We start from the raw sequence: 21,668 nt of genomic DNA, 5'->3' as shown, positions 1-21,668 counted from the left end.
ATCTCGTAGCGCGGGGCGCGCGGGTTGGACGACTGGACCGGCTTGAGCGCAATCGTCATCGCGACCGCGAGGGTGGAAATGCGGCCCATGAAAATGCCCGCGTCGTTCTGCTTGATCTGACCGATGTTCATGACGTGTCTCCTGTGATGTCGTGCTGGACCCCATGTCCTCGACACCGATCTTCAATCCTCCTCCCCTCCCCGGCCCTTCGGCCGGGCAGGGCGCGATGAGCGCCCCTCACCGACCGCGTCTTCACGCGGACGGTGGATCGTGCGGGACGCGGACCGGGCCTGCCGATCATCGGCCGATCTTGTCGGTCAGGGCGGTGCCGATATCGGCGTGTGCCGCGGCGAGCGCGCCGATCGCGCGGCTGACGACGTCGGTCGCCTCGTCGCTCGGATCGATGCACCAGCATTTGCCGGCGTGGCGGATGTCGATCAGCCGGTCGGATTTGTTGTCGATCCCGAAGGTGTAGCCGTGACGCTGGTCTAAGCCGGCGACGGTGACGTCGGTCGTTTTGGCCTTGATCGTGACGACGGGCGCGACCGCGGGGGTCAGCAGCACGGTATCGCGCGGCGTTTGCGCCTGTGGGACCAGCGCGGGTGCGGGCGGCTTGCCGAGCGACGGCATCTTCGGGATCGGCACGAGGCCGTTCACCGCGTCCTGCGCCATGTCGGCCGCCATTGCGGTCGCCATGAAGATGGCGGTGCGCGCGAGATCCTGGGCGATGGCTTCGCGGTGCGGCTCGGTCAGCGTCGGCAGGAGGTGGCAGAGTTTGGTGTCGAGCGCGAAGGCGACGGGCTCGGCGTTGGGATCGATGCACATGATCGTGACCTTTCGGCAAAATGCCCGGACCCCATGTCCAGGATGCCGATCCGGTCCCTCTCTCCTTCCGGCGCAGCCGGTGCCGGCATCGTCGCGAGGCGATGCCGTGCCGTTCAGCGAGGCGGTCGCGGATGTCGCATGAGGCGCTTCCGGGCGGCCGACAGATGATCGATCGAGCGTTGCAGGAAGAAGGCGTGCGCGCTGTCGGATTCGAGTGTCCCCAACCGGCGTTCGAGCGCCGTGATACGGTGGTCGATCGCATCGATCGTCAGCATGATGTCGTCGAACGAGAGCGCGACGACGGTCTGCGGATAGGGATAGGGCAGCGCCGGCGCGACGAAGGCGAGGAAATGGGGCTGCACGGGCAAATGGTGCAGGAGGGCGGTCGCGACCGCGCGGCGGATCTGGGAGGCGCCGTGGACGAGTTCTGCTAGCAGCACGTCCATCGCCATCAGGCGGACGATGCGCAGTGCGCCGGGGTCGAGGGTGACGGCGATCGGATCGGTCGAGGCGAGACCGATGACGCCCTCCGACAGGATGGCGAGAACGTCGCCTTCCTCGATGCAGGGACCGTCATCGAGACAGGCGTCATGCGCGGCTTCGCTGGTGTCGAAATAATGGACGCGGTACATGCGCTGGTCCTTTCTCGCTGGGATCAGGAATATTGCGGGCGACGCGCGGGAAACCGCGCGGGCGGGAGGCCGGAGAAGCTGAAGGCGCGGAAGCGTCCGCCGGTGTAGGCGGCCGAATCCACCGGCGGGCGATGCCGCTGCAGGCGGTCGAGCAGGCGATTGGCGCGGCGCATCGCCGCGACCGCGGCCTTGTCATGGTAATGGAGGGCGATCACGCGGACGAAGGTGCCGGTATCGTACCACCAGCCCCCCTCCTCGGGGCCACCCCACTCACGGTCGATTTCGTAGAAGGCGAGGATGCTGCGCATTGGGTTAACTCCGGTTGTCACCGGGTCGGATGATCCTCCCGGTTCACAACAGCCGGTCCGCCTTCCCCTTCCTCAGACGTCCGGTGCGTCGTCGGGACGCTGGTGGCGCAGCGCACGCGCGAGCGCCCGCTTGCGGGCGGTCGCCGCGGCGCGCGACGGATAGGCGCCCGAGAGGCGCGAGGGGTGCGAAAGGCTGTTGTCGAACACGACCCACCCCGTTGCGGTATGGGCGACGTGCATGCCGTCGCTGCGCGAGGGCGCGGTCATGACGGCCGCGCCCGCCTGACCGCGGCCTCGGCCGTGAGCTGGCCGGCAAGGGCGTTGCGATCCGAGGCGATCCGGCTGTCGGGCGCAGCCACGACTTCGGCCGCGCGGGTCAGCAGAGCCGCGAGGTCGGTGTCCGACATCGGCGCCGGTTTGGTCGCGGATCGCGCGGGTTCTTCCCCAGCCTTGTCGAGCATGAGCACGAGGATCGAGGGCTTGATGTCCTCGTCGAGCGGGCGACTGTCGGCGACGAACCTGCCGCCACGCGTGATCGCGAACGCGTTGAAGGTGGGTGATACCCCGTTATCGGCGTTGGGGATCGTGGTGCCGCGATCGTGGAACTGGATGTCGATGAAACGCGGCGGGCCACCATAAGTCTTTTCGAGAAAGCAGAAGGTCACGCGGCGACCCTCGCTGGTCTTCGCCGTGATCGTGAACGCGCCGTCAGGCACGTCGATGGGCTTGTGCGGCACGTCGTTGTAACCGGCGAAGCCCGCGGCGATCGCGTCGTCGCGCGTCATGACGGGGAGATCGGTGATATCGGCCATGTCGGGACTCCTTGATGATGGGGATCAGGCGGCGCGTTTGACCGTGATGAGGTCGGCGAAGCGGTCACGGACCGCGCAGGCATCGGGATAGAGGTTGGCGAGACCGTGCCGAGCGAGGATCGGCGCGCGCGAAGCGGCGACGACACCGGCCTCCTCGATGGTGGGGACGCGCGGTGGCCAGCCTCTGACGTAGCGAAGGTCGGGCGGCATCGCGCTTTCGAGCCGTCGCCGTTCGGCCGCATCGGCCTTGGCAACGGTAATCCGGTTCCTCAAATTACCTGGTATGTGGCGCGGTGCGACGTCGGCGAGCCAGCGCGCGGGCTGGAACGAGAAGGTCGAGGTCGCCTCGAGGTCGACCAGGTGAAGCAGCGCGGGACGATTTGCCGGTGCCGAAGCCGATGCCTGGGCGTCGCCGAGCGACTGGAGGACGCAGAAGCGGCACGACAGTCGCGACGACTGGTAACAGGTGTAGGCGACGTGCAGCGGGATGCCGAGCGTATCGTGCGCGGCGAAGACCTGTGGTGTCGTCCAGTGCGCGATCGGGTTCCACAGCATCATCGCGGTGCCGTGGGGATTGCCGGCAGCGGCGTAGCGCGCGTCTGCTTTCCATTCGGGTGTGCGTGACCGAGCGATGCTCTCGTCGCGGCGCAGTCCCAGCACGTTGATGATAGTCTGGCCGCGCAGCAGTCTGGCGAGGTGCGGCCCGATGACATGGGCCTTCATCTCTGAGGTGCAGAAGCGCAGCGCCGAGGATGACCAGGGACCGATCAGATTATAGGTTTCGAGTGCCTCGTAGCGCGCCTTGCCGTTGGCAAAGCGCGTGGCCCAGCGGTCGAACAGGTCGCCGGCGTTGCGCCGGACGATCGTCAGCGGGACGCCGGCGTGGGCCGCGAGATCCTCGACCGTCGCGGGCGTTTCGTCCCATTCGGCACGGCCGAGGTCGGCGTGAATGGCGATACGCCGCTCGCGCGGATGGCCGAGCGCATCGAGGATCAGGTTGACCGCGAACATCGCGGCCGAGCTGTCCTTGCCGCCCGAGAGGTTGAAGACGATCCATGCGCCGCGTTCGACCGCGTCGAGGATGGCGGGCGGCAGGGCGAGGGCCGGAAGGCCGGCGACCAGGCCGCGTCCGATGTCGATGAACATGGCCGTTCAGGCCGCGAGCGGCGCTGGCAGCGCCAGCCACTCGGGTTCGTCGTTGGCGATGACCGGATCGTGTGCGCGGGCCTCGGCTTTCGAGAACACGGTCGCGCTGGCGAGTGCCCCGAAGCCGTCGTCGTTGTTCCAGAAGACGGCGTGGCCGTTCTGGTCGCGCGAGGCGAGCACGAAACCGAAGCGACCCTCGTGACCATGGGTGTCGGGATCGGCTGCGGCGCTGCGCGCGGCGCGATCGAGGATGTCCTGGGTGCTGTGGAACGTCAGCCCCGCGTCGGTAATGATGACGCAGCCGCCTCCGAACTCGCCGGGGCGCAGCCGGTCGCAGTCGGAGATCCATGCGAACCCGCAGGGGAGCGCGGACTTGCAAGCGCGGAAGATGAGCTGGGCGACCTGTTCGACGCCGAATTGATCGCCGCTGAAGAATACGCGCGCGTTCCCGTCTTCGCCTTTCCAGTCGATGTCGATCGCGCAGTCGAGATAAGGGAAATGCCAATCGTCGAATATCTCGAGGAAGCTTTCGAACTTCATCGGCCCCTTCGCCGGGAACACGGCGTGGAACGCGGGATCGAGCGCGTCATATTCGTGGGCGAGGTCGGCATCGTCGCCGTTGGTGTCGAGGATATCGACTGCCTGTTCGGCAATGGTCAGCAACGCCGCGTCGGCGTGGCTCATGGTCAGCGTGAACGCGGCCTTGGTGTAGGTGTTCGCCATGGGAATGCTCCGAAATGATGGGAAATCGCTCTGTGCGGTCGCGCTCAGGCGTCCGCGGCCTCGGCGAGACGCGCGTTGGCGGCCGCGGCCTCGGCGGGGTAAGCCTGCGTGAGATTGCCGTGCAGGACCGCGAAATCCGGGATCGGGAAAAGACCGTTCGGCCCGGGCCGGGTAATCAGCAGCGCGCTGATGACGGCATCGGCCGGATCGGCATGGACGATGGTGGGCGTCTCGCCGTTATACTCGACCGGCGCGGTGAAGCCCGCCTCGCGCCAGGTGGCGAGTCCCTCCTCGACGCGTGTCGCATAGTCGGCGACGGCCTCGTCGAGCTCGTTCTCGATATGGAGGACGAGTTCGACATAGCGACCGAAATCGTGTCGGTTGGACAGGCCGGCGAGGCGGCATCCCGGGGGCGGCGGGCCGTAGCGTGCGATCAGCGCGGACTTGTAGACCGCGATTTCGAGGCGGTTGAGGCTGTCGAAGTTGGGCGACTGGCCGAGTTGCGCGCAATCCTCCTCGGCGGGACCGGCACCGAGATCGATGAAATAAGGCATGGGGCTCTCCGTCGATCGTCATTGATCGACGCGCCCCATCCCCCTCCCCTTTCTTGTCGGGTACTCAGTCGCCGAAGAAGCGGCGCTTGATGGCGATCTGCGCCTCGCCATCGGACTGGCCGAGGGTCATCAGCCGGTCGGTCTCGAGCGTGATCGCGAGATCGGCGGGAAGATCGGCCCAGCGTGAGGCGATGGTGACCGCGGCGGCCGCTGTGGTCAGCTCGCCGGGGTGCGCGCCATGCCATGCGACGGTTTCGTCCTCACCCGTGAGATGCGGGTGCGGGCGCAGCACCTGGACGAAGAAGGTGCCAAGCGGGCGGTCCCACCCGATGCTGACGCTGGTGCCGGGTTCGATACCGGGAAACTGGTGGCGGCTCATGGCGATCCTTTCAGGGTCAGTGCAGCGAGATCCACTCGGCGTGCCAGGGGCGCGGGTGCGGGTAGAAGCGAAGAACGCCTGGAACATCGGTTTCGCCGCTGGCGAGGCGTTCTTCCAGCCAGAGGATGTAGAGCGCGGCGTCGGCGAGATCGCCGGCGAGCAGATCGTCGAGCATCGCGGCCTCGCGCGCGGTCTGTTCGTCGAGCGCGGACCAGTCCAGCGCATCGAGGAAACGGTCGCGTCGATCGGTGTAGCGCGCGATGCGGGCAGCGTCGGCCTGGACGCTGGCGATGGCGAGATGGATATCCACGGGCGGTGCTCCTTCCGGCATGTCGGTGACATGCCGCCCGCTCCCGCTCCCCTTCCCTCGCGCCGCTGGCGCGGGGATCATGCCGCGAGGATTTCGCGGATCGCGTCGCTCCGGCGCGGATAGGCAAGCCGGGGCAGATCGCGCGCGGTGCGCCGGGCGTCGCGCGTCAGCTCGAAGCAATAGGTGAACAGCGGGCTTTGCCGGTGCGGGCGGAGCAGATTGTCGGCACGGAGCCGCGCGAGCCAGTCGGCGGGGTGTTCGTGCGCCTCCGGCCTCGGCGCACCGAGCCGCACCAGCTGGTCGATCGCCCCGGCATGGCCGGATTCGAGGTTGCGGATCTTCGACAGCGTTCTCTCCGAGATCATCTCGCCGGCGATGCGCAGCACCGTCCGCGGCCTCGTGCGGCCGCGATAGGCGCCCGACAGCGCGGCATAGACGACGCCGCAATGGCCGAAGGCGGGATCGGAGAAGCTGACGACAGCGTCGATCCGGGGCTTGGCGAGGCGCAGGAGGCGGAAGGCGCGCGACGTGAAGAAGCTTTCGCCGTTCGCGGCGACCGAGGGCAGGCAGATGAGCCGTTGCAGTACGCAGCCCCGAGCGGGATCGGCATAGCCGGTGTGCCGGGTGATGACCGCGCCGGTCGCCGGCACGCCGAACACGATGAGACCGACCAACGCGGATCTGCCCGGGTCGCCCGGACCGAACAGCCCGCAGGCGAGCTGGGCGGCGGGATAGCGCGGGAGGTAATGATGGTCGGCGAGGAATGCGCGGGCAGTATCATGGGCGACGACATCGACGGCGTAGCGGCGCGGGTCGATCACGCTGTCGCCGGCAACGAACAAGCTGCGCCGGTCGCGCCAGCGCTGGGAGCGGTCGGTGAGCATGGTTACCTCCGTCAGGCCGCGTCGGCGTAGATCTCGGCCGCCCAGGTCTCGATCCATCCGGTGGTGATCTCATCGTGATCGAGGTCGCCGCTCTCGATCAGGGCGCGGATCTCGGCGCGAGCCTGCGCGATCGCGCGTTCCCAGGGGTCGGCGGTTGGTGGCGGTGGAGTAGACGCCGCGGCCTCGGGCAGGTGTCGCGGTGTTTCGAGCGTTCGCGCGCATTGCGTGCGATACCAGCGTTCCATGAAGTCGGCGCCGAGCGCGTCGGTCTTGGCGATGCGATGCCTGAGCGCGTGCTGTCGCACGCCTACGCCCCATCCCTGGCTGTCTATCGAGGCGATCCAGCGTGCGAACGGCGTGAGGTACGGCAGGGCATCGCCTTTCACCCCGAAGAGGTGCGCCTTGACGCCGATCGGCAGGATGCGGGTCAGCCGCTCGACGACGGCGATCAGCCCTTCGGGACCGTGGATCGGTCGCCGGCACATGCTGCCGATGCCGACGACGGTGCCGGGCAGGATCAGACCGCCGATCGCGTCGAGTGAACGGACGTAGTCGTCGGGCACGCGGCCCTGCAGCACGGGCATCAGCCGGTCGCGGATGGCCAAGTCGTCGGCGCGGGCAAAGCATTCTCGGTTGGTGGCGGTGGTGCGCGCGATGCGGTCGAGCACTTCCTCGCGGTCGTGGGCAACGCCCTCTTCGCAGCAGTAATCGACCGACGAGATGCGTCGGAACGGCCATGACGCGGCGAGCGCCATGTAATCGGCGATGCTCCAGGGAAGCCCGCCATAGCGGACCATCATGGTGTAACCGGCGGAATCGAGGTCGACGCTGGCGAGCGGTCGCGCGTTGGCGAGCGTTCCGGTGCGCCATCCCGACCACTCGCGCCAGCCATCGGCCTTGCGCCAGCGCGACAGACAATTGGCCGAGATCAGCACCGGTGCTTGCAGCGCGACCGCGCGCTGAAGGATAGGCCCGTTTGCGAGATGCGGCAGGCCGAGGATGATCTCGATCGTCATCGTCTAGCGGCCAGCTAGCTGATAGCTGTCGGCCATTCCGACAATACGCATCACAGATCCTCGCGCAGCATGAGCGTGAGAACACGGCGCGTGATGCTGGCGTCGGCGGGGTCTTCCGATCCCCATTCCAGCGCCACGTCATAATAATCGATACGGAAGTGTATCGTCTCGCCTGACAGCTCGAACTGGCCGCGATCGCGCTCGGGACAGTCGGCGGGGAAAGTGTAGCGGCGCAGCGCCTGCAGGACATGCGCCTGGGCGACGGCTTCCGAGGCGAGCGTGCCGTTCGACAGCGCGCCGAGGCACGCGCGGGTCATGACGATCTTCGCGGTGCGGTCGAACCCCTGGCGGCAACGGTCGTTGAGCCTGGCCACGGCTTCGAGGCGCGTTTCGGTGGCGGTCAAAATCATGTGACGATCCTCCGTTGGGTCGATAGCGATGGTGGCGGGGACTTCAGGCGGCGAGCGCGTCGCTTTGTCCCCGGCCTCGTTCGGGAAAGGCCGCATGGAAGCGGTCGAGCCAGTCGCCCATCGTCGGGCGCTCGCCGAGCGGGATGACCGCCGCGACGTCCTGGAACCGTATGAGGTCGAGTGGCGCATCGCGGATGATGCGGTCGATCTCGTCGGCCGGCAGGAGGTGTTCGTCGCGGATGAAGGCGGTCATCGATCCGGGGCGCGCGCGGGTCGATCTGCGCCACAGGCCCTCGACCGTGTGCAGCCGCGGGGCTGCGCGTGCCTCGACCAGCACGATGAGCCGCAGGCACCATTGCGGGAGGCCGCGGATTTCGTCCGGATGATTGGCGATGCACAGCCAGCACGCCGATTTGGGGGGCACCGGCAGACCCTCGGCCTGGATGCGGGCGACGCAGTCGGGCCGGTCCCATCGCCATTCGCGCAAGGGATATTGGCAGTCGTACAGCGGATCGTCGATCGACAGCGCATGGTTGGCGCGCGCGGTGTCGCGCGGACCGGCGTCATAGCCGATCAGGCGGACGACGCGCTGCCCGCGCGCCCATGCGTCGACCGCTGGTTGCCAGGTCGACAGGAATTTGTCCTGCGGCGCCTTCTTGTATTTGAGGCTGCAACTCGACCCGCCGAGCGACTTGCTCGGCAGCGTGGCGTTGGTCAGGCACATCTCGAGGATGCCGTAATAGGGCGGCCAGTGCTTGAATCGCCTCGGGACATAGCTGACCAGCTCGAACCGGATGCCGCGATCGCGCATCCAGGGCCGGATCACGTCGAGATATTCGTAAGTGGCCGGTTTCTCGACCGAGGTATCGGCGGTGAGCACCAGGTCGGGCGCTTCGCCGCGCGCGTGCTTTTCGATCAGCAGCGCGGTGCTGTCGACGCCGATGCCGTAGGCCAGCACCACTGGTGGTGGCGGCGGCAGGGGCGCGACCGGAACTGCCGCGCCGGTCATGGGGCATCCTCCGGTTCGAGATAGGTGTCGTAGGGCGCACCGGCAGACTCGACCCAGCTACCTTCCTCGTCGAGGTTCTCGATCCGTGCGAGCAGCGCCTCCTTCAGCTGGCGCGCGTCGACGTCGTGGCCCTTGTCGTCGTTCGAGACGAGGCTGAAGGCGATCGTATAGGCGTGGTTGTAGCGTGCCATGTCACGCGCCCTCCGCTGCGGCCTCGGGCGCGGCAGGCACCGCGCGGGCCGTTATCGTCACGTCGAGCCTGTCGCGATCGATGACGACGGTGACCGTCCGGTCCTCGGGGACGAGGAAATAATGCCCCGCCAGCTTGTCGCGAATGCGGTTCTCAAGCGCGGCATCGTCGCCTTCGAGCAGGCCGATGATTCGTTCGGCGGCATCGGCCTGGAAGCGCTCGAGCTGCGTATCGTAGCTGTCGGCATCGCTGTCGTCGCTGGCATAGAAGATCGCGCTTTCGAGGATGTCGGCGACGCCGAGCGCGGTGATTTCGCTGCCCCGGCGGACGAAGACGGACGTCTCGTCGACCGAGTTGCACGACCATTGGTCGGGTGCGAAGGCGACATCCGCGTCGGTCGATACCTCGATGAATGCGCCGGCGTGGCTCATCGTCGCCTCGAGCGTGATAGCCTCGACCCAACCGTTTTCCGCCTCGGCGGGCGCTTCGCGGCTGTCGGAGACGATGAAGGTGCGGTCGCCCTGGGTGACGCGGAACCGCATATCCTCGACACGGGCGAGGATATCGTACCAGCCATAGCCCTTGAACGCGTCCTGGGCCTCGACCAGTGGACCACCGAACGGATTATGCTTCGCGATCGCCGCCTGCGCGGGTTGGCCGATCAGCGCATCGAAGTCGGGCATCAGCACCATGCCGGTGTCGGTCACGCGTGCGCCGCTCTCGTAGTTGCGCGAGCTGTCGGCCGCATAGGCGGTCCATGCGAACAGATAGGGCTCGGCTTCGGGTAGTGCGATACCGAGCGAGCGCGCCTCGCGCCAGTCATGCGCCGACAGCCGGTGCGTCCCCGCGGCCTCGATCGCGCGGTAGATCGCGAGCCGGACCGCATCGCGCAGGGCGGCGATGCCGGTGTTCTCGACCACTTCCTTGCGCGCCGGGAGGACGAGCTGGATTTGCGGCGCGTCGAAGATGTCGACCCGCGCGATCCAGTGGCCGCCCCGGTCGACTTCCTGAACATACGGCAGGTCGCACGGGATGGTCAGCCCGTGGAAGTTGAGGCGTCCGTCGCGCGAGGAATAATGCGAGGGGTGTTTCTGGAACACGCCGATGCGCACGCCGTACCATTCCTCGACATGGACCGCGTCCTTCAGCCAGTCCTCCTGCGGAAGGACCGCGCCGTTCCAGGTCACGGGAACCGGATAATGTTTGGCGGCGCGGGCCACGTCGCGCTCGAGCGTCTTCAGCCACTCGTCGGGCACGCGCACGGTGATCGCGGTGCCGCGCATGATCGGATCGGGTTCGATCGCGATCGGGCGGCTCGTCTCCCACGCCGAGGCCGGGATATGCGCCATCCAGCCCTGGCGGTCGGGTTTCGAGAAGGAGCGGATGATGACGTCGCGGCCTGCGAGGCTGAACACGCCCATGCCGGCGGGATCTTCGGCGCGGCGCGTCTCGTCGGACCAGCCCGAGCGGCCGAGCGTGACGATGCTCACCGGATCGGCGATGCCGTGGCCGTCATCGGTGATTTGCAGGAAGCGCTCGGCGCCGGCGCCGTTCAGCGCGAGCGCGACGCCGGTCGCACCGGCGCGGCGCGCGTTCTGGAGGAGTTCGCAGATGACGTCGAACGCGGTATTGTTGAACAGGCGCGTGACCTTGGCGATCGTCTCGGGGGCGACCGCGGTCGCGATGGTGGCGGGAATCATGGGAGTGCGCTCCTGGAAAAGGGCTCAGGCGTCCGTCACGCCTTCCCTCCCCGCTCCCTCTCTCCTTCATCGGCGCATCGGGCCGAGCCCTGGTCAGCCTGCCTTGCCGTCGCGGAACGCGCCGACCACGGTGCCCGCGTCCCAGTGACCGCTGAGGATACCGCGACGCGGGACCGAGTTGATCGCATAGCGCCGCGCCGCGAGGAGGCGGGCACGCCGGGTGTCGCGGTCGATCGGCGCGCCGGTTGCGATATCGCGGGCGAGGCGAAGCGGCGTCATGGCTTTTCCTCATCGATTGTGCCGGGGATGGCAACATGGTCGGTGACGCCCGTTCCCGAAGGATCGAGCGCGATAATTTCGGCGAGCGTCCAGGGGGCTGCGCGGCGCGGGCGACGCGAGAAGCGAAGCTCGTGCTTTTCGGCATATTTGTGGACCGCTGGATATTTGCGGCCGATCGCTGCCGCAACATCAGGCAGCGCGACGCCGAAGTCGTGCGCGATGCGCAGCGCCCGGATCTCCTCTTCGGTCCATTTCCGGTGATAGCCGTGGACAAGGCCGAGGATGTTCGCGCGCGTGAACAGCGAAGCCTTGGTGCGACCCATCTTCGTCGCCAGGGCGTCCATCGGCATCGTGCCGTAAAGGTCGCGCAGCCTTTCCAGATCATTGTCGCTCCACACCGGCCCGCCCCGGAACCCGTCGCGGTTGGCATGTGTGCCGCGCAACCCGAGATAGTCGGCGCGCCAGCGGATAGAGCATTTCGTGCGGCCGAGCCTGGTCGTGAGCGGGGTCAGGCTTGCCCCGTCGGCATAGGCGCGGATGAGCAGTGTGTCTTCGTCAGGGGTCCAGTTGCGGCCCCATCCCCGGCCATAGCCGAGCTTGCGCAGGTGCGGCCCGAAGCCAGCCTTGGTCCTGCGCGGAAAGCCCTCTGTGGCGAGAATGTCGATGATCGCGATATAACGAAGCCCCTCCCCGGCCAGCGTCAGCGCCCGCGTCGCCTCGGCCTCGGTCCAGTCAGCGGGCTTGTTGGGATGGCGCAAACCGAGCGCGTTGGCACGGGTCGCGGTGCCGGACAGCGGGCGTCCGATCAGCGTGGCGATCTGTGCGATCGGGATCGCCTGCGCGTAGCCGGCGCGCAGCTGGGCATCCTCCCAGTCGCTCCATTTTGGAGGATTTCCTTCGGTCAGCCCGAGCACGCCCGCGCGGGCATAGACGCTGGTGCAGGCGCGGCCGAGATCTCCAGCGAGATCGGCCGTGGGGCGAAGGCCATATTCGCGGGTGAGCCATGCGTCTTCGTCGGTCGACCACGGACGCGACGAATTGCGGCGCAGGCCCAGTTTGGCGATCTTGTCGCGCACGCCGGCGCGGCCGCGACCGAGCGCGGCGACGATGTCGTCGATCGCGGCGTCGTCGCAGAACATGCGTTCGACCGTGGCGATCTCGTCGGGGGTCCAGGCATCGTGCCGGAACGGCATCTCGCGCAGGCGCCCGCACGGCTCGGGCAGCTTCGGACACGCGACCAGCTCGACGATATCGGGCGCGAGGTCGGTCACAGCGACACCACGGCGACGTCGCTCAGCCGCGCGCGCAGCCGTGCATGCAGGCGGGCGATTCGGTCGTCGCCCTTGGGCATGGTGTCGACCGCGGCGATCGCCGACAGGAGGTTGAGCGCGCGGTCGGTGCGCTCGGCGTCGAGCGACAGGTGCCGTGCGAGGTCGCGCGCGGTGCTGGCGTTGGGGGAGATGCGCTTCAGCGCGTCCATGATCGCGGCCGCGTCGGTCGCAGCGGGATCGAGCAGGAACGCGTCGAGCGCGCGCGTGCCCTTGAGGGCGATGGCGGGGCCGTGGTCCGCGACCTCGGCCAGGCCCGCGAGATCGAGCAGCTTCGCCGCCTCGTCGGCATCGACGGACGCGGCGGCACGCAGTTCCGGGGTCTTGCCGAGATGTTCGGTGATGGTGGGATCGATATGCGCCAGCACCGGGGTTGCCGACAGCGCCGGACCCATCGCGAAGAAATCGCCGGGGGCGAGGTTGCGCAGCAGGTCGGCGTCACGCGCGGGAAAGCCGAGCAGGTCGGCCGCGCGCGCGATGTCGCGGTCGAAGACGTTGAGCCCGACCAGCACGTTCTGCAGCTCGGACACGACCGAGGTGGAGAGCTTCGCGAGGCGCTGGGTGGCGATGACGGGGGCGAGACCGCGCTTGCGGCCGCGCGCGCACAGGTCGGTCAGGGTGGCGACGCCGAGCCGGCGGGCATCGGCATCGAGCGCGGAACCGGCGACATGCGGTGCGAGCAGATGGCCCTCGTCGATGCACACCAGCATGGTATGCGCCCAGTCCTCGCGCGGTGCGCCGACCAGGCCGGCAAAGAACGCGGCTGCCTTGATGATCCGCTGGTCGGGATCGAGGTCGGTGAGGTCGATGTGCATCGACAGCCGATGTCGCCGGCTGCGCGTCGCCGCGGCCGTCAGCCCGTCGGCGGTGAGTTCGACCGCGCGGATCGTGGTCGCGCCGATATGGCGGGCGAGGTTCTCGAATTCCCCCTCGGGGTCGACGATCGCAAGCGTCGTATAGTCGAACGCCTCCTCGATGATCCGGCGCAAGGTCCTGCTCTTGCCCGCCCCGGAGCTGCCCTGGATGAGCAGGCGTCCGGCAAGCAGGCGATCGAGGTCGAGGCTGAGCGTGCCGGTCGAATGATGGCCGAGCGGTACGCGATTGTCCGCGGCCTCGGGCGCGCGAATCGGGGTGACACAGGTCATGGCGTGGTCCTCCGGGTCAGGCGGCGTCGGCATCAGGGGGCGCCGGATCGTTGGCTGGGATGGCGGGAGCGTCGGGATCGGGAGCGGGCGCACCATCGAGCGTCCGCCATTCGAGCATGTCGTCGCTTTCGCGCTCGCAGTCCTGGCAGGTGGTGGAATCGTAGGTGCTGAGCAGCACCCAGGCCTGTTCGGGCTCATCCCAGGCCGCGACGGCGTCCTTGGTGACGTTGTCGCTGCCGCAGTCGTCGCACACCGGCTTGACCCGGGAGGCGGCAGGCGAGCACAAGCGATCCCCGGTGCAGATCGACCAGTCACCGTAGAATTTGCCGTCGTAGGGCAAGCAGTCGCCGGCGAGCTGAATGGCGTGTTCGCCGTAGCCGTCGTGGAAATGAATTTCCGTATCCGGGAAGAACTTTTCCAGGACCGCCTTCGCGCCGCGGATCTTCACCTCGCTGCCATAGGTGGTGTGGACATAGTCGAGCGGTCCGATCGCGGGGCCTTCGCAGCCCCAGTCTTCGACGTCCTCGTCGGGCGTGGCGCGGCCGTGGAACAGATAGAGATAGACGCTCATCGTGGCGGTCCTTTCAGGCGCTGGGGAGGAGGTGCGCGAGCGCGCTCGCGTCGACCTGCTTGGAGATCGGTGCGGTGCTCTCGACGCGGACCGCGTCCAGGCTCTCGAACGTCTCGGGCATCTGGCGGCGTTCGTAACGGTCCTTGTCGACGAGACCGTGGATCGGCGCGCCCTCGTGGCGCGCGAAGCCGAGCGCATCGACGCTGACAACGCGGCGGAAGACGCAGCCGACCTTGCCCTCGGGCACCCAGTCCGCCCAGGAACCCGACGCCGAGACACTCTCATACTGGCCGATGATCGCCTGATAGGCGGCGCGGCGGCGAACGACGTGGCTGTCGTGGACCGGCACGTCCTCGCCGGTCAGCGCGGTCCAGCGGTCGGGATGCCAGCAGCGCACCGACCGGCGCGCGTTCTCGACCTGCAGCGCGATGCCGGGGATGGGTAAGCGGCGAAACTCGCTGCCGAAGGCGTAGAGTACCAGCGCGTAATCGACGTCTTCCTCATAAAACGGATCGTCGCGGCGCAGCGCGTCGGGCATCGCGGACTGGCGTTCGTCCGACAGGACATAGCCGCCATGGCTGGGCGTCCACACGCGCCAGATGCCGGGCAGCACCTGGTCGGCGCGATCGGGCGTGTCCCAAGGGGTCGTGTCGGGTCGGGGGCTGGGCTTGAACCGGGTCATCTGTCATCTCCCTCATGGATCTGACAGCTATCCCTCCCCCTCCTCTACCGGGCGAAGAGGCGTCCCGGTCTCCTCGCCGGCGGCCGAGGGCCGTTCAATGCTCGACGACGCGATAGTTGCCGAGGTCCGCCCGGATGCCGAGCGCATCGATCATGGTCGCCGGCTCGAAGCCGCTTTCGCGGTACCGTTCGGCCGCGAGCGATCTGGCACGGTCGAGACAGGCCTGGTCGCGCCACTCGACGATGGTCACGATGTTATAGCCGCCCGGGCCGCTTTCCTGCGTGAGGATGAGGTTCTGGATGCAGCCCTCCATATCGTCGAGAAAGGCATGCGTCTCGGTAAGCTTCGCGACGAAGGCGTCGATGCTGGCGGCAGGGACGGCGAACTTGTCGACCTTGTAGACGGAGCTGGTCAGGCGTTCTCTCCCGGATGCGAAGGATCGGACCGGGGGCACCCGGTCCGGCATGGTGGTCAGGCGGGTTTGCTGCCGGGCGTGCCGCACTTGGCGAACTTGCCTTTGGCATCCTTGCAGCGCGTGGGCTTGGCGGGCTTCTCGGGACATTTGACGAAGCGGCCCTTGGCATCCTTGCAGGGGGCGGCAAGTGCCGGGACACCAGCGAGAAGTGAAAGCGCGGCAGTAGCGGCGACGATTGTGCGCATCTCTAATCTCCTGCCCGGTGATCGGGCTCGAAAGGAGTATCCGGGAGAACAGCGGTACGCCAGCCATTACGGAACCGTGGCTGGTGGGTACTGGTTTTCACCCATCAACATATCGCTCAAACGAGTTCGATCATGGGTGAAGCAACCGACAAGGTGAACGCTGCGGGCAACAAGCTGGCCGGCAACGTCATGGAAGGGATCGGCAAGGCGACCGACAACGCGAGCCTCGAAGCGGAGGGCAAGGCCCAGAAGCTGAAGGGGTCCGCTCAGGACGTAAAGGGCTCGGTCAAGGGCGCGCTCGGCGACAACATCTGACCGCAGATTCCGGTGTGAAGACGAGGGCCGTTTCGGGAAACCGGGGCGGCCGTTTCGGTATCAGCCGATATGAAGCTGATCGAGAACGGCGCTTTCCAGATTATCGCTTTCGAGATCCTCGGCATGGATCGTCACGACGGGGGCGATCTCGCGCAGCTTTTCGACCTGACGCAGTTTCAACCCGAGCGTGTCGGCGTCATCGCCGGTGACGACTTCGAGTGCCGCCTCGATCACCTCGCCGGTGGTGAAGTCGCGCAGGTCGAGAAGAAGGTCTGGACGCATCTCCCCGATCAACGTCGCGATATCGAACAGGAGCCGTTTGAAGCCGACGCCGATGCCGCGCCGGCGAAGCCGGTACTGGAGATCGAGCAGGCCGACGATCGTCTTGCGCTCGGCGAGATTGTGGATCGCGACAAAGTTGGCGGGGCGCGCGATCGGCTGCGCATAGGCGCGCAGGCAGGCATAGCCCTCACGCGGGTTGTGCTCGCCGACGACGGCCAGGACCAGATAGGGTGGCCCGATGTGGCGCTGGTGGACGCCGATGTGGCGGATGCGGTTCTTGACGATCAACTCGCGCCCTTCGGCAAGCGTGATGGTCGAGCCGGAGACGTCGATCGCATAGAGCAGGAGGAAGGCCTGCGGGGCGTGCTCGGTCGGCCATTTCTTCGCCGCTTCGCGCAGTTTCGCGAATACGATGCCGCGTTCGTAGGGGTCGATGTGGGTGTAGAGATGGCGCGCGAGCGGGATACCCGGTGCGATCTGGACCCGTTCGGCCGCGGCGCGCATCGCCGCGAATTCGCTCGCCATCGACGTGGTGCGCGGCTCGCCGACCTCAAGCGGCTCGACGACGTTGACCTGCGCCATTTCCATCAGCTGCCACAGCAGCCGCGCGAGGCGCGGGATCGCGACGCCGCGGGTGCGATCGTCGGGTTCGCTGTCGTCGGGCAGCTGCGCCAGTTTCTCGGGGGCGAGCCGGTGCGCCGAGAACAGCCCGTCCGGCTCGTTGATCGTGCGCGGGGTGGCGGTCGCTTTCTCGCGGATGCGGGGCGGTGCCTGCTCGCGGAAGAAGGGGCAGTCGACGTCATGCTCGGGGCGACGCTGGCGGATACTGGTAAGGCGTCGCAGGTAATAGGTTTCGGCTTCGGAGAGATAGGCCGGCGAGAGTAGCGGCGGGTCCGTCCCCTCCCCCAGGCAGTCGCAGGCGATCCACTGGTGATGGTCGCGTGCCTTGACCACCATGATGACCGACGCGCGGTGATCGCTGTCCTCGCCTTCGCCGGTATACCAGCGCACCAGCGCCTCGCGCACCACGTCGGGGACGGGCGAGCGGGAGGTTAGACCCCGGGTATCGCGCGGGACGAGCCACATGGTGGTGATGCTACTCCATAATGCTTGCCTTGTCGCCTTTGTTCACGTTACGTTCAATGAACAAAGGAGCTGGCCATGAAGCGTTCGGAATTTATCGGAGAGTTCGACCTCGACGCGGTGCTCACCGAATTGTCGGTCGATCTGGATATTCGCGTCACCCGGCGCATGCTCGCCGGAGCGTGCATCGGCAGCAATCCGGAGGATGCGTATCTCTCGGCGCGCGAGTTGCGGGAATCGCTCGAATGGATTCATGAGGGCGAGAACGAGGGCAAGGTCAAGCTGACCACGATCCTCAGCACCGCGTGCGACGATTTCCAGCGGTGCCTCTATTATTGCGTCGCCGGCAAGGGCGTCGTGACCATGCTCGACGATCTCGTCTGGCTGGAGAAGCTGCTGGAGGCGCGCGGTCGCATCGCCGGGCACATCTACCGCAACAAGCTGCCGGTGAAGCCGCTGGTCAACCCGTATGTCGCGGCCGAGCCGGACGGTCCGCTGGGCCGGTTCGACCCGGCGTTCGCGATCGGCGCGTCCTGGTCGCATGACCCGGGACCCGATTACGATTCCGACGATCGTGGCCCCGGTCCGAAGCTCAAGGGCTGACGACAAAAGAAAAGGCGGTTCGGCAAGGGAGCATGCCGGACCGCCTCTTCCAAGGGGGGGATATCAATAACGCGCCTCGCACGCGAGGCGTTCCCCGCGCCGCCAGCGCGCCGGATCGATGAATTCCCCCGCATAGGCACCGCGACCCGCTGACCGGGCCTGTTCTGCCGCGGCGACATAGCGCGCGGCGCGTTGCGGATCGCCGCGCAGATATTGCGTCGCCGGCACCGCCAGACCCTGCAAAATGAGTTGCTCGCCCAGGTCGTAGCCGTCGACCGTCACGATGGCGATCGGGCGGCCATAGCTGCTCGCGCCGGTCATGCGGATCGTGGCGACACCGCTCTTGAGGATACGCGAGGCGGAATCCTGAGCAAACTTGCCGCATGGATAGCAGGCACCGTCCTTCGAGCACATCTGCTTGCGCTCGAAGGCGTCGGCCCCCGACAGGCGGAAATCGACCGAAACCGTGTCGCCGTCGATCGCCCGCCCCTCGCCGGTGATCGTCGCACCGTCGTGGCCCTGGGGTGCCCCTGCCCCGCAGGCGGCGAGCGCGGCGATGCCGAGGAGCAGCGCGCCCCTCATGCGTAGCGCAATTCGACTTCGACGTTCGGCCCGTCGACGATGACCGGGAGGACGCGGAAGGGTTGCAGCGGATCGCCGGTGCGCACGATCGAGACCTGGCGTGCGCCGGCATCGAACATCCGCATGGCGACGCGCTGGGCATGGGCTCGGCTGCAGAGCTGCGACCGCTTCGGGCTGGGTGTGACGGGCGGATACGGGGCGGACATGGCGATGATCCTGACGTGGGGGATGTCGGCGATCAACCGAACACCGTCTTGTGGACGCGAGTTTCGGGCTTGGGCGGCACGAGTGTCCACGCCCATTTGCGAAGGTTACCGATCCGATATTTCGGGTAGCTGTTGCCGGGGATCGCGAGCGAGATCTTGCGGCCGCGCTTGTGGACGATGAACTCGTCTCCCTCATAGCCGTCAACGAAGGTGACCTTGCTCGGCAAGCGGATGTGCATGCCGTGTTCGAGCGGGCGTACCGGGGTCGCGAGCCGCTCGAGGCAGCGTCGGCGCCAGTCGAGCGCACCGGGATCGTCGGTATCGCCGAGCAGCGAGAGGATGCGCTCGGGGCATTCGGCCTCGCATGGCCCGGCGTGTTCGGTCATATCCTTGTAGGCGAACACGAATCCGTCCTTGGCACGCGGATTCCAGCTGACCAGGCAGACGGCCGCGAAGGCGGGTTCGTCGGTGCCGTCGGTCGACGGCACCACGGCCGCGTACCAGACCTTGTTGCGCAGGCAGGAAGAGGCGATGACGCGCAGCGCCTTGCCCTTCCCGTCGGCATCGCGGTTGTCGTAGGTGAATTGCGCGTCGAGATAGGCTTTGGGGCCTGTGTGCGGGAACATCGACGACAGCGGCATGCTTAGCCAGCCCATGATGGCGGTCCTTTCGCGTGTGTGGACGGGTGATCGATCAGCCGAACAGGCTGACCGGCTCGGCGACCGGCGGTGTGAGCCGCAATTCCTTGCGCAGCCGCACGGCGAACCGCTCGGGCGCGAGCAGGTCGCGGATCGAGGCGTAGCAGTCGCGCTCCCCGAGGTGATCGTGACGACCGCTGACGCGGCGGTAGATGACCTCGCGGTCGGCCATGGTGCCGTGGAGCGATAGCTGCATCCACAGCTCCTCGCCGTGGAGGGTGATCTCGCCGGACCGGGAGGCGTGGCTGCGGTTCGAGCGAAGGTCGTAGTGCGCGGGGTCGAGCCCCAGCGTTTCGGCGAGCCGGCGCAGCGCCTTGCGTCCGTCGCTGTGGAAGCGATCCTTGGCGGCCGCATCGTGCGCGACGCCGCGCACCGCGAGCGTCAGCAGCGCCGGGTGCTGTCGCAGCTCGGCGATACGGTCCATGCAGCGCCGCTTGAGGAGCGCGTCTTCGGACTGCCGCGCGGTGACGCTTGCGAGATGGCGGGCGAGCAGGATGACCGCGGGATCGGTCTCGAAGGCGATGCCGGCGTTGCGGCAGTCGTCGATCGCGCGGGTGATGGCGTGAAGGCTTGCTCCAATCGTGACCAGCGCGCTCGGGTCGAGCGCCTGCTGGTGGCGGAAGGCGACATCGTAGGGCATGAGCGATCTCCCGAGCGCCTCACGCGCTCAGAAATTCGCTCCCCCTCCCCTTCACGATAACCAGTTACGTAATTGCTCCGGTATTTCAGGATCGATGTCCTCGCCCGGTTGCATAGGCCGCAGACCCTGCTCCGCATCGACCGCGGCCTGCAGATGACAGGCGGCAACGGTCGCTCCGTCGTCGGTCGCGTCATAAAGCGCGAGCGCCTGCCGCATTAGCGCGAGCCGTATATTATCGCTCATGCCAGTCTCCCACTACGGTCTGCCGCCATGATTGCGTTCGGGGCAAACGAAAGCAGGCCCATAATGGTTGTAACGGCCGTGCGCTCATCGCAGCCTCCATCGGCCGACAAGGTCGACCATTGCGTCACGATAGCCCCACGCATCGGGATAGATCGCAGGCTCCTGCGCGAGCCAGGCCATGACAATTAGCATGTCCTCGGAAATGATCGCGTCGCAGTTGCTGAGGTGGAGGATGGGGAAGTGGCCGTTGTCGTCACCATTCCACCACGCCAGCAGGAAGTCCGCGACGCGCGCGGCCTGCCCGGTATCGGACGAGGCGACATCCACGAGGCGGCCGATCGCGGCGCCGACCTCGTCGAAGGCGAGTGCGCGGATGAGGGGGCGGCGTTGCGGTTGCATGGTGCGTATCCTGTCCTATCGGGTGGAAGCTGTCATGCGATCAGGATGGGGCGTGCTTCCCGGCCTGGGCGATCATCACGGCGACCGCCTCGTCGAGCGCGGCGTCATCGCCGTTGACCATGCGCGCCGACGGGGTGAGGCGTTGCACGCCGGCGAACACGATGGCGGGTGTCCTGCCCTTGAGCCGATAGCAGAACACCTGGTCGCCCTCGATCGTCACCAGCTTCGTCCGGCATTGCCGGCGCAGCCGCTTCGCCTCCTCGATCCGGGTGATGAGCGCCGCCACCTCGAATTCGAGGCAGTGCGGCATGACGCTGTCGCCGAGCCGCGAGACGGGCCGGTTGGCGGCGAGCCAGGCATCGACCGCCTGTTCGGTGACGCTGCCGACGGCATGGTAATCGTCCGCGGCGCCATGACCGCGGTTCGAGGCGAGGAAGGCGCGCTGCCCATCGATCCAGATCTCGGCCGAGTAGCAGGTCGTTTCCTCGGACAAAGCGTCGACCACCTTCAGCTTGCGCAACTCGATGTGCATGGTGGGATCTCCGGGTCATGCCGCGAGGGCTTCGGGTTGGTCGATCTCGGGCGCGCCACCCGCGGCGGCGTTATGGAGCCAGGTCACCGCCTGCTCGGCTTTCGCCGCGGCCTTGATGATCGCGCTCGAATCGCCCTTCAGGATTTTGAGCCAATGGTCGACGTAGCTGGCGTGATTGTCGTGCAGCTCGCCGGGCAGGTTGAGGTCGGCGCACACCAGACACTGGCCGATGCAGGCGACCAGCTCCTCGAACGCATAGGCGTTGTCGCCGAACTTCTTGCCGAACTCGCGGTTGAGGCGCTGCGGCGCGCCCGAATAATGAACATATTCGTGCGCGAGCGTGCTGGCGTAATGATCGTCCGAGCGGAACGCGCCGCGCTGCGGCAACTGGATATAGTCGCCGATCGGCGAGTAGAATGCCTGATCGCCGCCATGCCGCACGGTCGCCGGCAGGCCTCCGAAGAAGGCATCGATCGCGGCGCGGTGCCGGCTCTCGATGCGGGGCTCGGGCGGTGCGGGCAC

General features: G+C 67.3%; 35 protein-coding genes. 2 read left to right on the top strand and 33 right to left on the bottom strand.

Annotation, left to right across the window (positions count from 1 at the left end):
* The 24 genes from KAY22_RS11535 to KAY22_RS11420 all read right to left on the bottom strand — a co-directional run.
* Window positions 1-131 (bottom strand): DUF736 family protein (locus KAY22_RS11535; protein WP_296623483.1); only part of this gene is annotated, 131 nt, incomplete at its 3' end.
* 166 nt (window positions 132-297) lie between these two features.
* Entirely contained in the window at window positions 298-825 is a 528-nt protein-coding gene (locus KAY22_RS11530; RefSeq protein WP_197419142.1) for a hypothetical protein, read from the bottom strand.
* A 113-nt stretch (window positions 826-938) separates the two neighbouring features.
* Window positions 939-1,457 (bottom strand): hypothetical protein, encoded by a 519-nt coding sequence (locus tag KAY22_RS11525; RefSeq protein ID WP_296623476.1) that lies wholly within the window; start codon window positions 1,455-1,457, stop codon window positions 939-941.
* A gap of 23 nt (window positions 1,458-1,480) precedes the next feature.
* Window positions 1,481-1,765, bottom strand: coding sequence for a hypothetical protein (locus tag KAY22_RS11520; RefSeq protein WP_037447327.1), 285 nt, complete (start codon window positions 1,763-1,765; stop codon window positions 1,481-1,483).
* A gap of 72 nt (window positions 1,766-1,837) precedes the next feature.
* A complete protein-coding gene (locus KAY22_RS11515) occupies window positions 1,838-2,005 on the bottom strand; it encodes a hypothetical protein (RefSeq protein WP_296623472.1) in 168 nt (55 codons plus the stop codon).
* Between the two features lie 23 nt (window positions 2,006-2,028).
* Entirely contained in the window at window positions 2,029-2,577 is a 549-nt protein-coding gene (locus KAY22_RS11510) for a hypothetical protein (protein ID WP_037447332.1), read from the bottom strand.
* A 24-nt stretch (window positions 2,578-2,601) separates the two neighbouring features.
* Window positions 2,602-3,723, bottom strand: a complete 1,122-nt coding sequence (locus KAY22_RS11505) for a phosphoadenosine phosphosulfate reductase family protein (RefSeq protein ID WP_037447334.1) — start codon at window positions 3,721-3,723, stop codon at window positions 2,602-2,604.
* 6 nt (window positions 3,724-3,729) lie between these two features.
* Entirely contained in the window at window positions 3,730-4,446 is a 717-nt protein-coding gene (locus KAY22_RS11500; RefSeq protein ID WP_037447337.1) for a hypothetical protein, read from the bottom strand.
* Window positions 4,447-4,490: 44 nt separating this feature from the next.
* Window positions 4,491-5,000 carry a hypothetical protein gene (locus KAY22_RS11495; RefSeq protein ID WP_010409093.1) on the bottom strand — a complete coding sequence of 170 codons (510 nt, stop codon included), beginning with the start codon at window positions 4,998-5,000 and terminating at the stop codon, window positions 4,491-4,493.
* Between the two features lie 64 nt (window positions 5,001-5,064).
* On the bottom strand, window positions 5,065-5,379 hold the full coding sequence (locus KAY22_RS11490) for a hypothetical protein (RefSeq protein ID WP_010409090.1): 315 nt from the start codon (window positions 5,377-5,379) through the stop codon (window positions 5,065-5,067).
* 16 nt (window positions 5,380-5,395) lie between these two features.
* Entirely contained in the window at window positions 5,396-5,689 is a 294-nt protein-coding gene (locus KAY22_RS11485; protein WP_024310661.1) for a hypothetical protein, read from the bottom strand.
* Between the two features lie 77 nt (window positions 5,690-5,766).
* A complete protein-coding gene (locus tag KAY22_RS11480) occupies window positions 5,767-6,573 on the bottom strand; it encodes a hypothetical protein (RefSeq protein WP_037447341.1) in 807 nt (268 codons plus the stop codon).
* Window positions 6,574-6,584: 11 nt separating this feature from the next.
* The gene (locus KAY22_RS11475) at window positions 6,585-7,589 is read right to left on the bottom strand and encodes a hypothetical protein (RefSeq protein ID WP_024310660.1); all 1,005 of its coding nucleotides are present in this window, start codon (window positions 7,587-7,589) and stop codon (window positions 6,585-6,587) included.
* A 50-nt stretch (window positions 7,590-7,639) separates the two neighbouring features.
* On the bottom strand, window positions 7,640-7,999 hold the full coding sequence (locus tag KAY22_RS11470) for a DUF3768 domain-containing protein (RefSeq protein ID WP_010409079.1): 360 nt from the start codon (window positions 7,997-7,999) through the stop codon (window positions 7,640-7,642).
* Window positions 8,000-8,042: 43 nt separating this feature from the next.
* Window positions 8,043-9,008: a hypothetical protein gene (locus KAY22_RS11465; RefSeq protein WP_051749606.1), complete on the bottom strand. Its 966-nt coding sequence runs from the start codon at window positions 9,006-9,008 to the stop codon at window positions 8,043-8,045.
* On the bottom strand, window positions 9,005-9,199 hold the full coding sequence (locus tag KAY22_RS11460; protein ID WP_024310657.1) for a hypothetical protein: 195 nt from the start codon (window positions 9,197-9,199) through the stop codon (window positions 9,005-9,007). Before KAY22_RS11460 ends, KAY22_RS11465 begins: the two co-directional genes overlap by 4 nt.
* Window position 9,200: 1 nt before the next feature.
* Window positions 9,201-10,898, bottom strand: a complete 1,698-nt coding sequence (locus KAY22_RS11455) for an ATP-binding protein (protein ID WP_066778715.1) — start codon at window positions 10,896-10,898, stop codon at window positions 9,201-9,203.
* A 93-nt stretch (window positions 10,899-10,991) separates the two neighbouring features.
* The gene (locus KAY22_RS11450; protein ID WP_024310655.1) at window positions 10,992-11,177 is read right to left on the bottom strand and encodes a hypothetical protein; all 186 of its coding nucleotides are present in this window, start codon (window positions 11,175-11,177) and stop codon (window positions 10,992-10,994) included.
* A complete protein-coding gene (locus tag KAY22_RS11445; protein WP_024310654.1) occupies window positions 11,174-12,448 on the bottom strand; it encodes a hypothetical protein in 1,275 nt (424 codons plus the stop codon). Before KAY22_RS11445 ends, KAY22_RS11450 begins: the two co-directional genes overlap by 4 nt.
* Entirely contained in the window at window positions 12,445-13,650 is a 1,206-nt protein-coding gene (locus tag KAY22_RS11440) for a DUF87 domain-containing protein (RefSeq protein ID WP_010408937.1), read from the bottom strand. The genes KAY22_RS11445 and KAY22_RS11440 overlap by 4 nt, the downstream gene beginning before the upstream one ends.
* Window positions 13,651-13,666: 16 nt before the next feature.
* Window positions 13,667-14,221, bottom strand: a complete 555-nt coding sequence (locus tag KAY22_RS11435; protein ID WP_167956393.1) for a hypothetical protein — start codon at window positions 14,219-14,221, stop codon at window positions 13,667-13,669.
* A gap of 13 nt (window positions 14,222-14,234) precedes the next feature.
* A complete protein-coding gene (locus KAY22_RS11430; protein ID WP_164523912.1) occupies window positions 14,235-14,903 on the bottom strand; it encodes a hypothetical protein in 669 nt (222 codons plus the stop codon).
* Between the two features lie 94 nt (window positions 14,904-14,997).
* Entirely contained in the window at window positions 14,998-15,405 is a 408-nt protein-coding gene (locus KAY22_RS11425) for an antibiotic biosynthesis monooxygenase (protein ID WP_196803788.1), read from the bottom strand.
* Window positions 15,375-15,563, bottom strand: coding sequence for a hypothetical protein (locus KAY22_RS11420; RefSeq protein WP_024310650.1), 189 nt, complete (start codon window positions 15,561-15,563; stop codon window positions 15,375-15,377). The genes KAY22_RS11425 and KAY22_RS11420 overlap by 31 nt, the downstream gene beginning before the upstream one ends.
* 132 nt (window positions 15,564-15,695) lie before the next feature.
* Between KAY22_RS11420 and KAY22_RS11415 the strand changes: the two genes are divergently transcribed.
* Complete coding sequence (locus tag KAY22_RS11415; RefSeq protein ID WP_024310649.1) at window positions 15,696-15,878, top strand: CsbD family protein; 183 nt, start codon at window positions 15,696-15,698, stop codon at window positions 15,876-15,878.
* Between the two features lie 60 nt (window positions 15,879-15,938).
* On the opposite strand, the gene KAY22_RS11410 is transcribed toward KAY22_RS11415, so the two are convergent.
* Window positions 15,939-17,246, bottom strand: coding sequence for a hypothetical protein (locus tag KAY22_RS11410; protein WP_296623448.1), 1,308 nt, complete (start codon window positions 17,244-17,246; stop codon window positions 15,939-15,941).
* A 75-nt stretch (window positions 17,247-17,321) separates the two neighbouring features.
* Between KAY22_RS11410 and KAY22_RS11405 the strand changes: the two genes are divergently transcribed.
* The gene (locus KAY22_RS11405; RefSeq protein ID WP_016510268.1) at window positions 17,322-17,846 is read left to right on the top strand and encodes a hypothetical protein; all 525 of its coding nucleotides are present in this window, start codon (window positions 17,322-17,324) and stop codon (window positions 17,844-17,846) included.
* 63 nt (window positions 17,847-17,909) lie between these two features.
* Here the strand turns inward: KAY22_RS11405 and KAY22_RS11400 are convergent, their stop codons facing one another.
* The 8 genes from KAY22_RS11400 to KAY22_RS11365 form a co-directional block, all read right to left on the bottom strand.
* Window positions 17,910-18,428 (bottom strand): thermonuclease family protein, encoded by a 519-nt coding sequence (locus KAY22_RS11400; RefSeq protein WP_010408925.1) that lies wholly within the window; start codon window positions 18,426-18,428, stop codon window positions 17,910-17,912.
* A complete protein-coding gene (locus KAY22_RS11395; protein ID WP_063113159.1) occupies window positions 18,425-18,634 on the bottom strand; it encodes a hypothetical protein in 210 nt (69 codons plus the stop codon). Before KAY22_RS11395 ends, KAY22_RS11400 begins: the two co-directional genes overlap by 4 nt.
* 32 nt (window positions 18,635-18,666) lie before the next feature.
* Window positions 18,667-19,290 (bottom strand): hypothetical protein, encoded by a 624-nt coding sequence (locus KAY22_RS11390; RefSeq protein ID WP_010408917.1) that lies wholly within the window; start codon window positions 19,288-19,290, stop codon window positions 18,667-18,669.
* Window positions 19,291-19,327: 37 nt separating this feature from the next.
* On the bottom strand, window positions 19,328-19,972 hold the full coding sequence (locus tag KAY22_RS11385) for a hypothetical protein (protein WP_010408914.1): 645 nt from the start codon (window positions 19,970-19,972) through the stop codon (window positions 19,328-19,330).
* Between the two features lie 51 nt (window positions 19,973-20,023).
* Window positions 20,024-20,188 (bottom strand): hypothetical protein, encoded by a 165-nt coding sequence (locus tag KAY22_RS11380; protein ID WP_016510937.1) that lies wholly within the window; start codon window positions 20,186-20,188, stop codon window positions 20,024-20,026.
* Between the two features lie 111 nt (window positions 20,189-20,299).
* Complete coding sequence (locus KAY22_RS11375) at window positions 20,300-20,614, bottom strand: hypothetical protein (protein ID WP_010408907.1); 315 nt, start codon at window positions 20,612-20,614, stop codon at window positions 20,300-20,302.
* Between the two features lie 40 nt (window positions 20,615-20,654).
* Window positions 20,655-21,146 carry a hypothetical protein gene (locus KAY22_RS11370; protein ID WP_016510938.1) on the bottom strand — a complete coding sequence of 164 codons (492 nt, stop codon included), beginning with the start codon at window positions 21,144-21,146 and terminating at the stop codon, window positions 20,655-20,657.
* A 15-nt stretch (window positions 21,147-21,161) separates the two neighbouring features.
* A partial coding sequence (locus KAY22_RS11365; RefSeq protein WP_296623434.1) for a zincin-like metallopeptidase domain-containing protein occupies window positions 21,162-21,668 on the bottom strand: 507 nt, incomplete at its 5' end.

The organism is Rhizorhabdus sp., from assembly GCF_018006725.1.
GTDB lineage: Bacteria > Pseudomonadota > Alphaproteobacteria > Sphingomonadales > Sphingomonadaceae > Rhizorhabdus.
Note: the sequence above shows the minus strand (reverse complement) of the source record. Positions and strands in the feature narration are given on the sequence as shown.

What these genes read in the sequence shown, in the direction of transcription:
- KAY22_RS11395 (WP_063113159.1), bottom strand. Translation starts at nt 18,634, where the DNA reads ATGTCCGCCCCGTATCCGCCCGTCACACCCAGCCCGAAGCGGTCGCAG.
- KAY22_RS11455 (WP_066778715.1), bottom strand. Translation starts at nt 10,898, where the DNA reads ATGATTCCCGCCACCATCGCGACCGCGGTCGCCCCCGAGACGATCGCC.
- KAY22_RS11370 (WP_016510938.1), bottom strand. Translation starts at nt 21,146, where the DNA reads ATGCACATCGAGTTGCGCAAGCTGAAGGTGGTCGACGCTTTGTCCGAG.
- KAY22_RS11525 (WP_296623476.1), bottom strand. Translation starts at nt 1,457, where the DNA reads ATGTACCGCGTCCATTATTTCGACACCAGCGAAGCCGCGCATGACGCC.
- KAY22_RS11390 (WP_010408917.1), bottom strand. Translation starts at nt 19,290, where the DNA reads ATGGGCTGGCTAAGCATGCCGCTGTCGTCGATGTTCCCGCACACAGGC.
- KAY22_RS11465 (WP_051749606.1), bottom strand. Translation starts at nt 9,008, where the DNA reads ATGACCGGCGCGGCAGTTCCGGTCGCGCCCCTGCCGCCGCCACCACCA.
- KAY22_RS11405 (WP_016510268.1), top strand. Translation starts at nt 17,322, where the DNA reads ATGAAGCGTTCGGAATTTATCGGAGAGTTCGACCTCGACGCGGTGCTC.
- KAY22_RS11510 (WP_037447332.1), bottom strand. Translation starts at nt 2,577, where the DNA reads ATGGCCGATATCACCGATCTCCCCGTCATGACGCGCGACGACGCGATC.
- KAY22_RS11470 (WP_010409079.1), bottom strand. Translation starts at nt 7,999, where the DNA reads ATGATTTTGACCGCCACCGAAACGCGCCTCGAAGCCGTGGCCAGGCTC.
- KAY22_RS11440 (WP_010408937.1), bottom strand. Translation starts at nt 13,650, where the DNA reads ATGACCTGTGTCACCCCGATTCGCGCGCCCGAGGCCGCGGACAATCGC.
- KAY22_RS11415 (WP_024310649.1), top strand. Translation starts at nt 15,696, where the DNA reads ATGGGTGAAGCAACCGACAAGGTGAACGCTGCGGGCAACAAGCTGGCC.
- KAY22_RS11420 (WP_024310650.1), bottom strand. Translation starts at nt 15,563, where the DNA reads ATGCGCACAATCGTCGCCGCTACTGCCGCGCTTTCACTTCTCGCTGGT.
- KAY22_RS11495 (WP_010409093.1), bottom strand. Translation starts at nt 5,000, where the DNA reads ATGCCTTATTTCATCGATCTCGGTGCCGGTCCCGCCGAGGAGGATTGC.
- KAY22_RS11435 (WP_167956393.1), bottom strand. Translation starts at nt 14,221, where the DNA reads ATGAGCGTCTATCTCTATCTGTTCCACGGCCGCGCCACGCCCGACGAG.
- KAY22_RS11410 (WP_296623448.1), bottom strand. Translation starts at nt 17,246, where the DNA reads ATGTGGCTCGTCCCGCGCGATACCCGGGGTCTAACCTCCCGCTCGCCC.
- KAY22_RS11460 (WP_024310657.1), bottom strand. Translation starts at nt 9,199, where the DNA reads ATGGCACGCTACAACCACGCCTATACGATCGCCTTCAGCCTCGTCTCG.
- KAY22_RS11375 (WP_010408907.1), bottom strand. Translation starts at nt 20,614, where the DNA reads ATGCAACCGCAACGCCGCCCCCTCATCCGCGCACTCGCCTTCGACGAG.
- KAY22_RS11450 (WP_024310655.1), bottom strand. Translation starts at nt 11,177, where the DNA reads ATGACGCCGCTTCGCCTCGCCCGCGATATCGCAACCGGCGCGCCGATC.
- KAY22_RS11430 (WP_164523912.1), bottom strand. Translation starts at nt 14,903, where the DNA reads ATGACCCGGTTCAAGCCCAGCCCCCGACCCGACACGACCCCTTGGGAC.
- KAY22_RS11400 (WP_010408925.1), bottom strand. Translation starts at nt 18,428, where the DNA reads ATGAGGGGCGCGCTGCTCCTCGGCATCGCCGCGCTCGCCGCCTGCGGG.
- KAY22_RS11520 (WP_037447327.1), bottom strand. Translation starts at nt 1,765, where the DNA reads ATGCGCAGCATCCTCGCCTTCTACGAAATCGACCGTGAGTGGGGTGGC.
- KAY22_RS11500 (WP_037447337.1), bottom strand. Translation starts at nt 4,446, where the DNA reads ATGGCGAACACCTACACCAAGGCCGCGTTCACGCTGACCATGAGCCAC.
- KAY22_RS11530 (WP_197419142.1), bottom strand. Translation starts at nt 825, where the DNA reads ATGTGCATCGATCCCAACGCCGAGCCCGTCGCCTTCGCGCTCGACACC.
- KAY22_RS11505 (WP_037447334.1), bottom strand. Translation starts at nt 3,723, where the DNA reads ATGTTCATCGACATCGGACGCGGCCTGGTCGCCGGCCTTCCGGCCCTC.
- KAY22_RS11480 (WP_037447341.1), bottom strand. Translation starts at nt 6,573, where the DNA reads ATGCTCACCGACCGCTCCCAGCGCTGGCGCGACCGGCGCAGCTTGTTC.
- KAY22_RS11475 (WP_024310660.1), bottom strand. Translation starts at nt 7,589, where the DNA reads ATGACGATCGAGATCATCCTCGGCCTGCCGCATCTCGCAAACGGGCCT.
- KAY22_RS11385 (WP_010408914.1), bottom strand. Translation starts at nt 19,972, where the DNA reads ATGCCCTACGATGTCGCCTTCCGCCACCAGCAGGCGCTCGACCCGAGC.
- KAY22_RS11490 (WP_010409090.1), bottom strand. Translation starts at nt 5,379, where the DNA reads ATGAGCCGCCACCAGTTTCCCGGTATCGAACCCGGCACCAGCGTCAGC.
- KAY22_RS11515 (WP_296623472.1), bottom strand. Translation starts at nt 2,005, where the DNA reads ATGCACGTCGCCCATACCGCAACGGGGTGGGTCGTGTTCGACAACAGC.
- KAY22_RS11380 (WP_016510937.1), bottom strand. Translation starts at nt 20,188, where the DNA reads ATGCGGCAGGCGCTCGCGCTTTATGACGCGACCGACGACGGAGCGACC.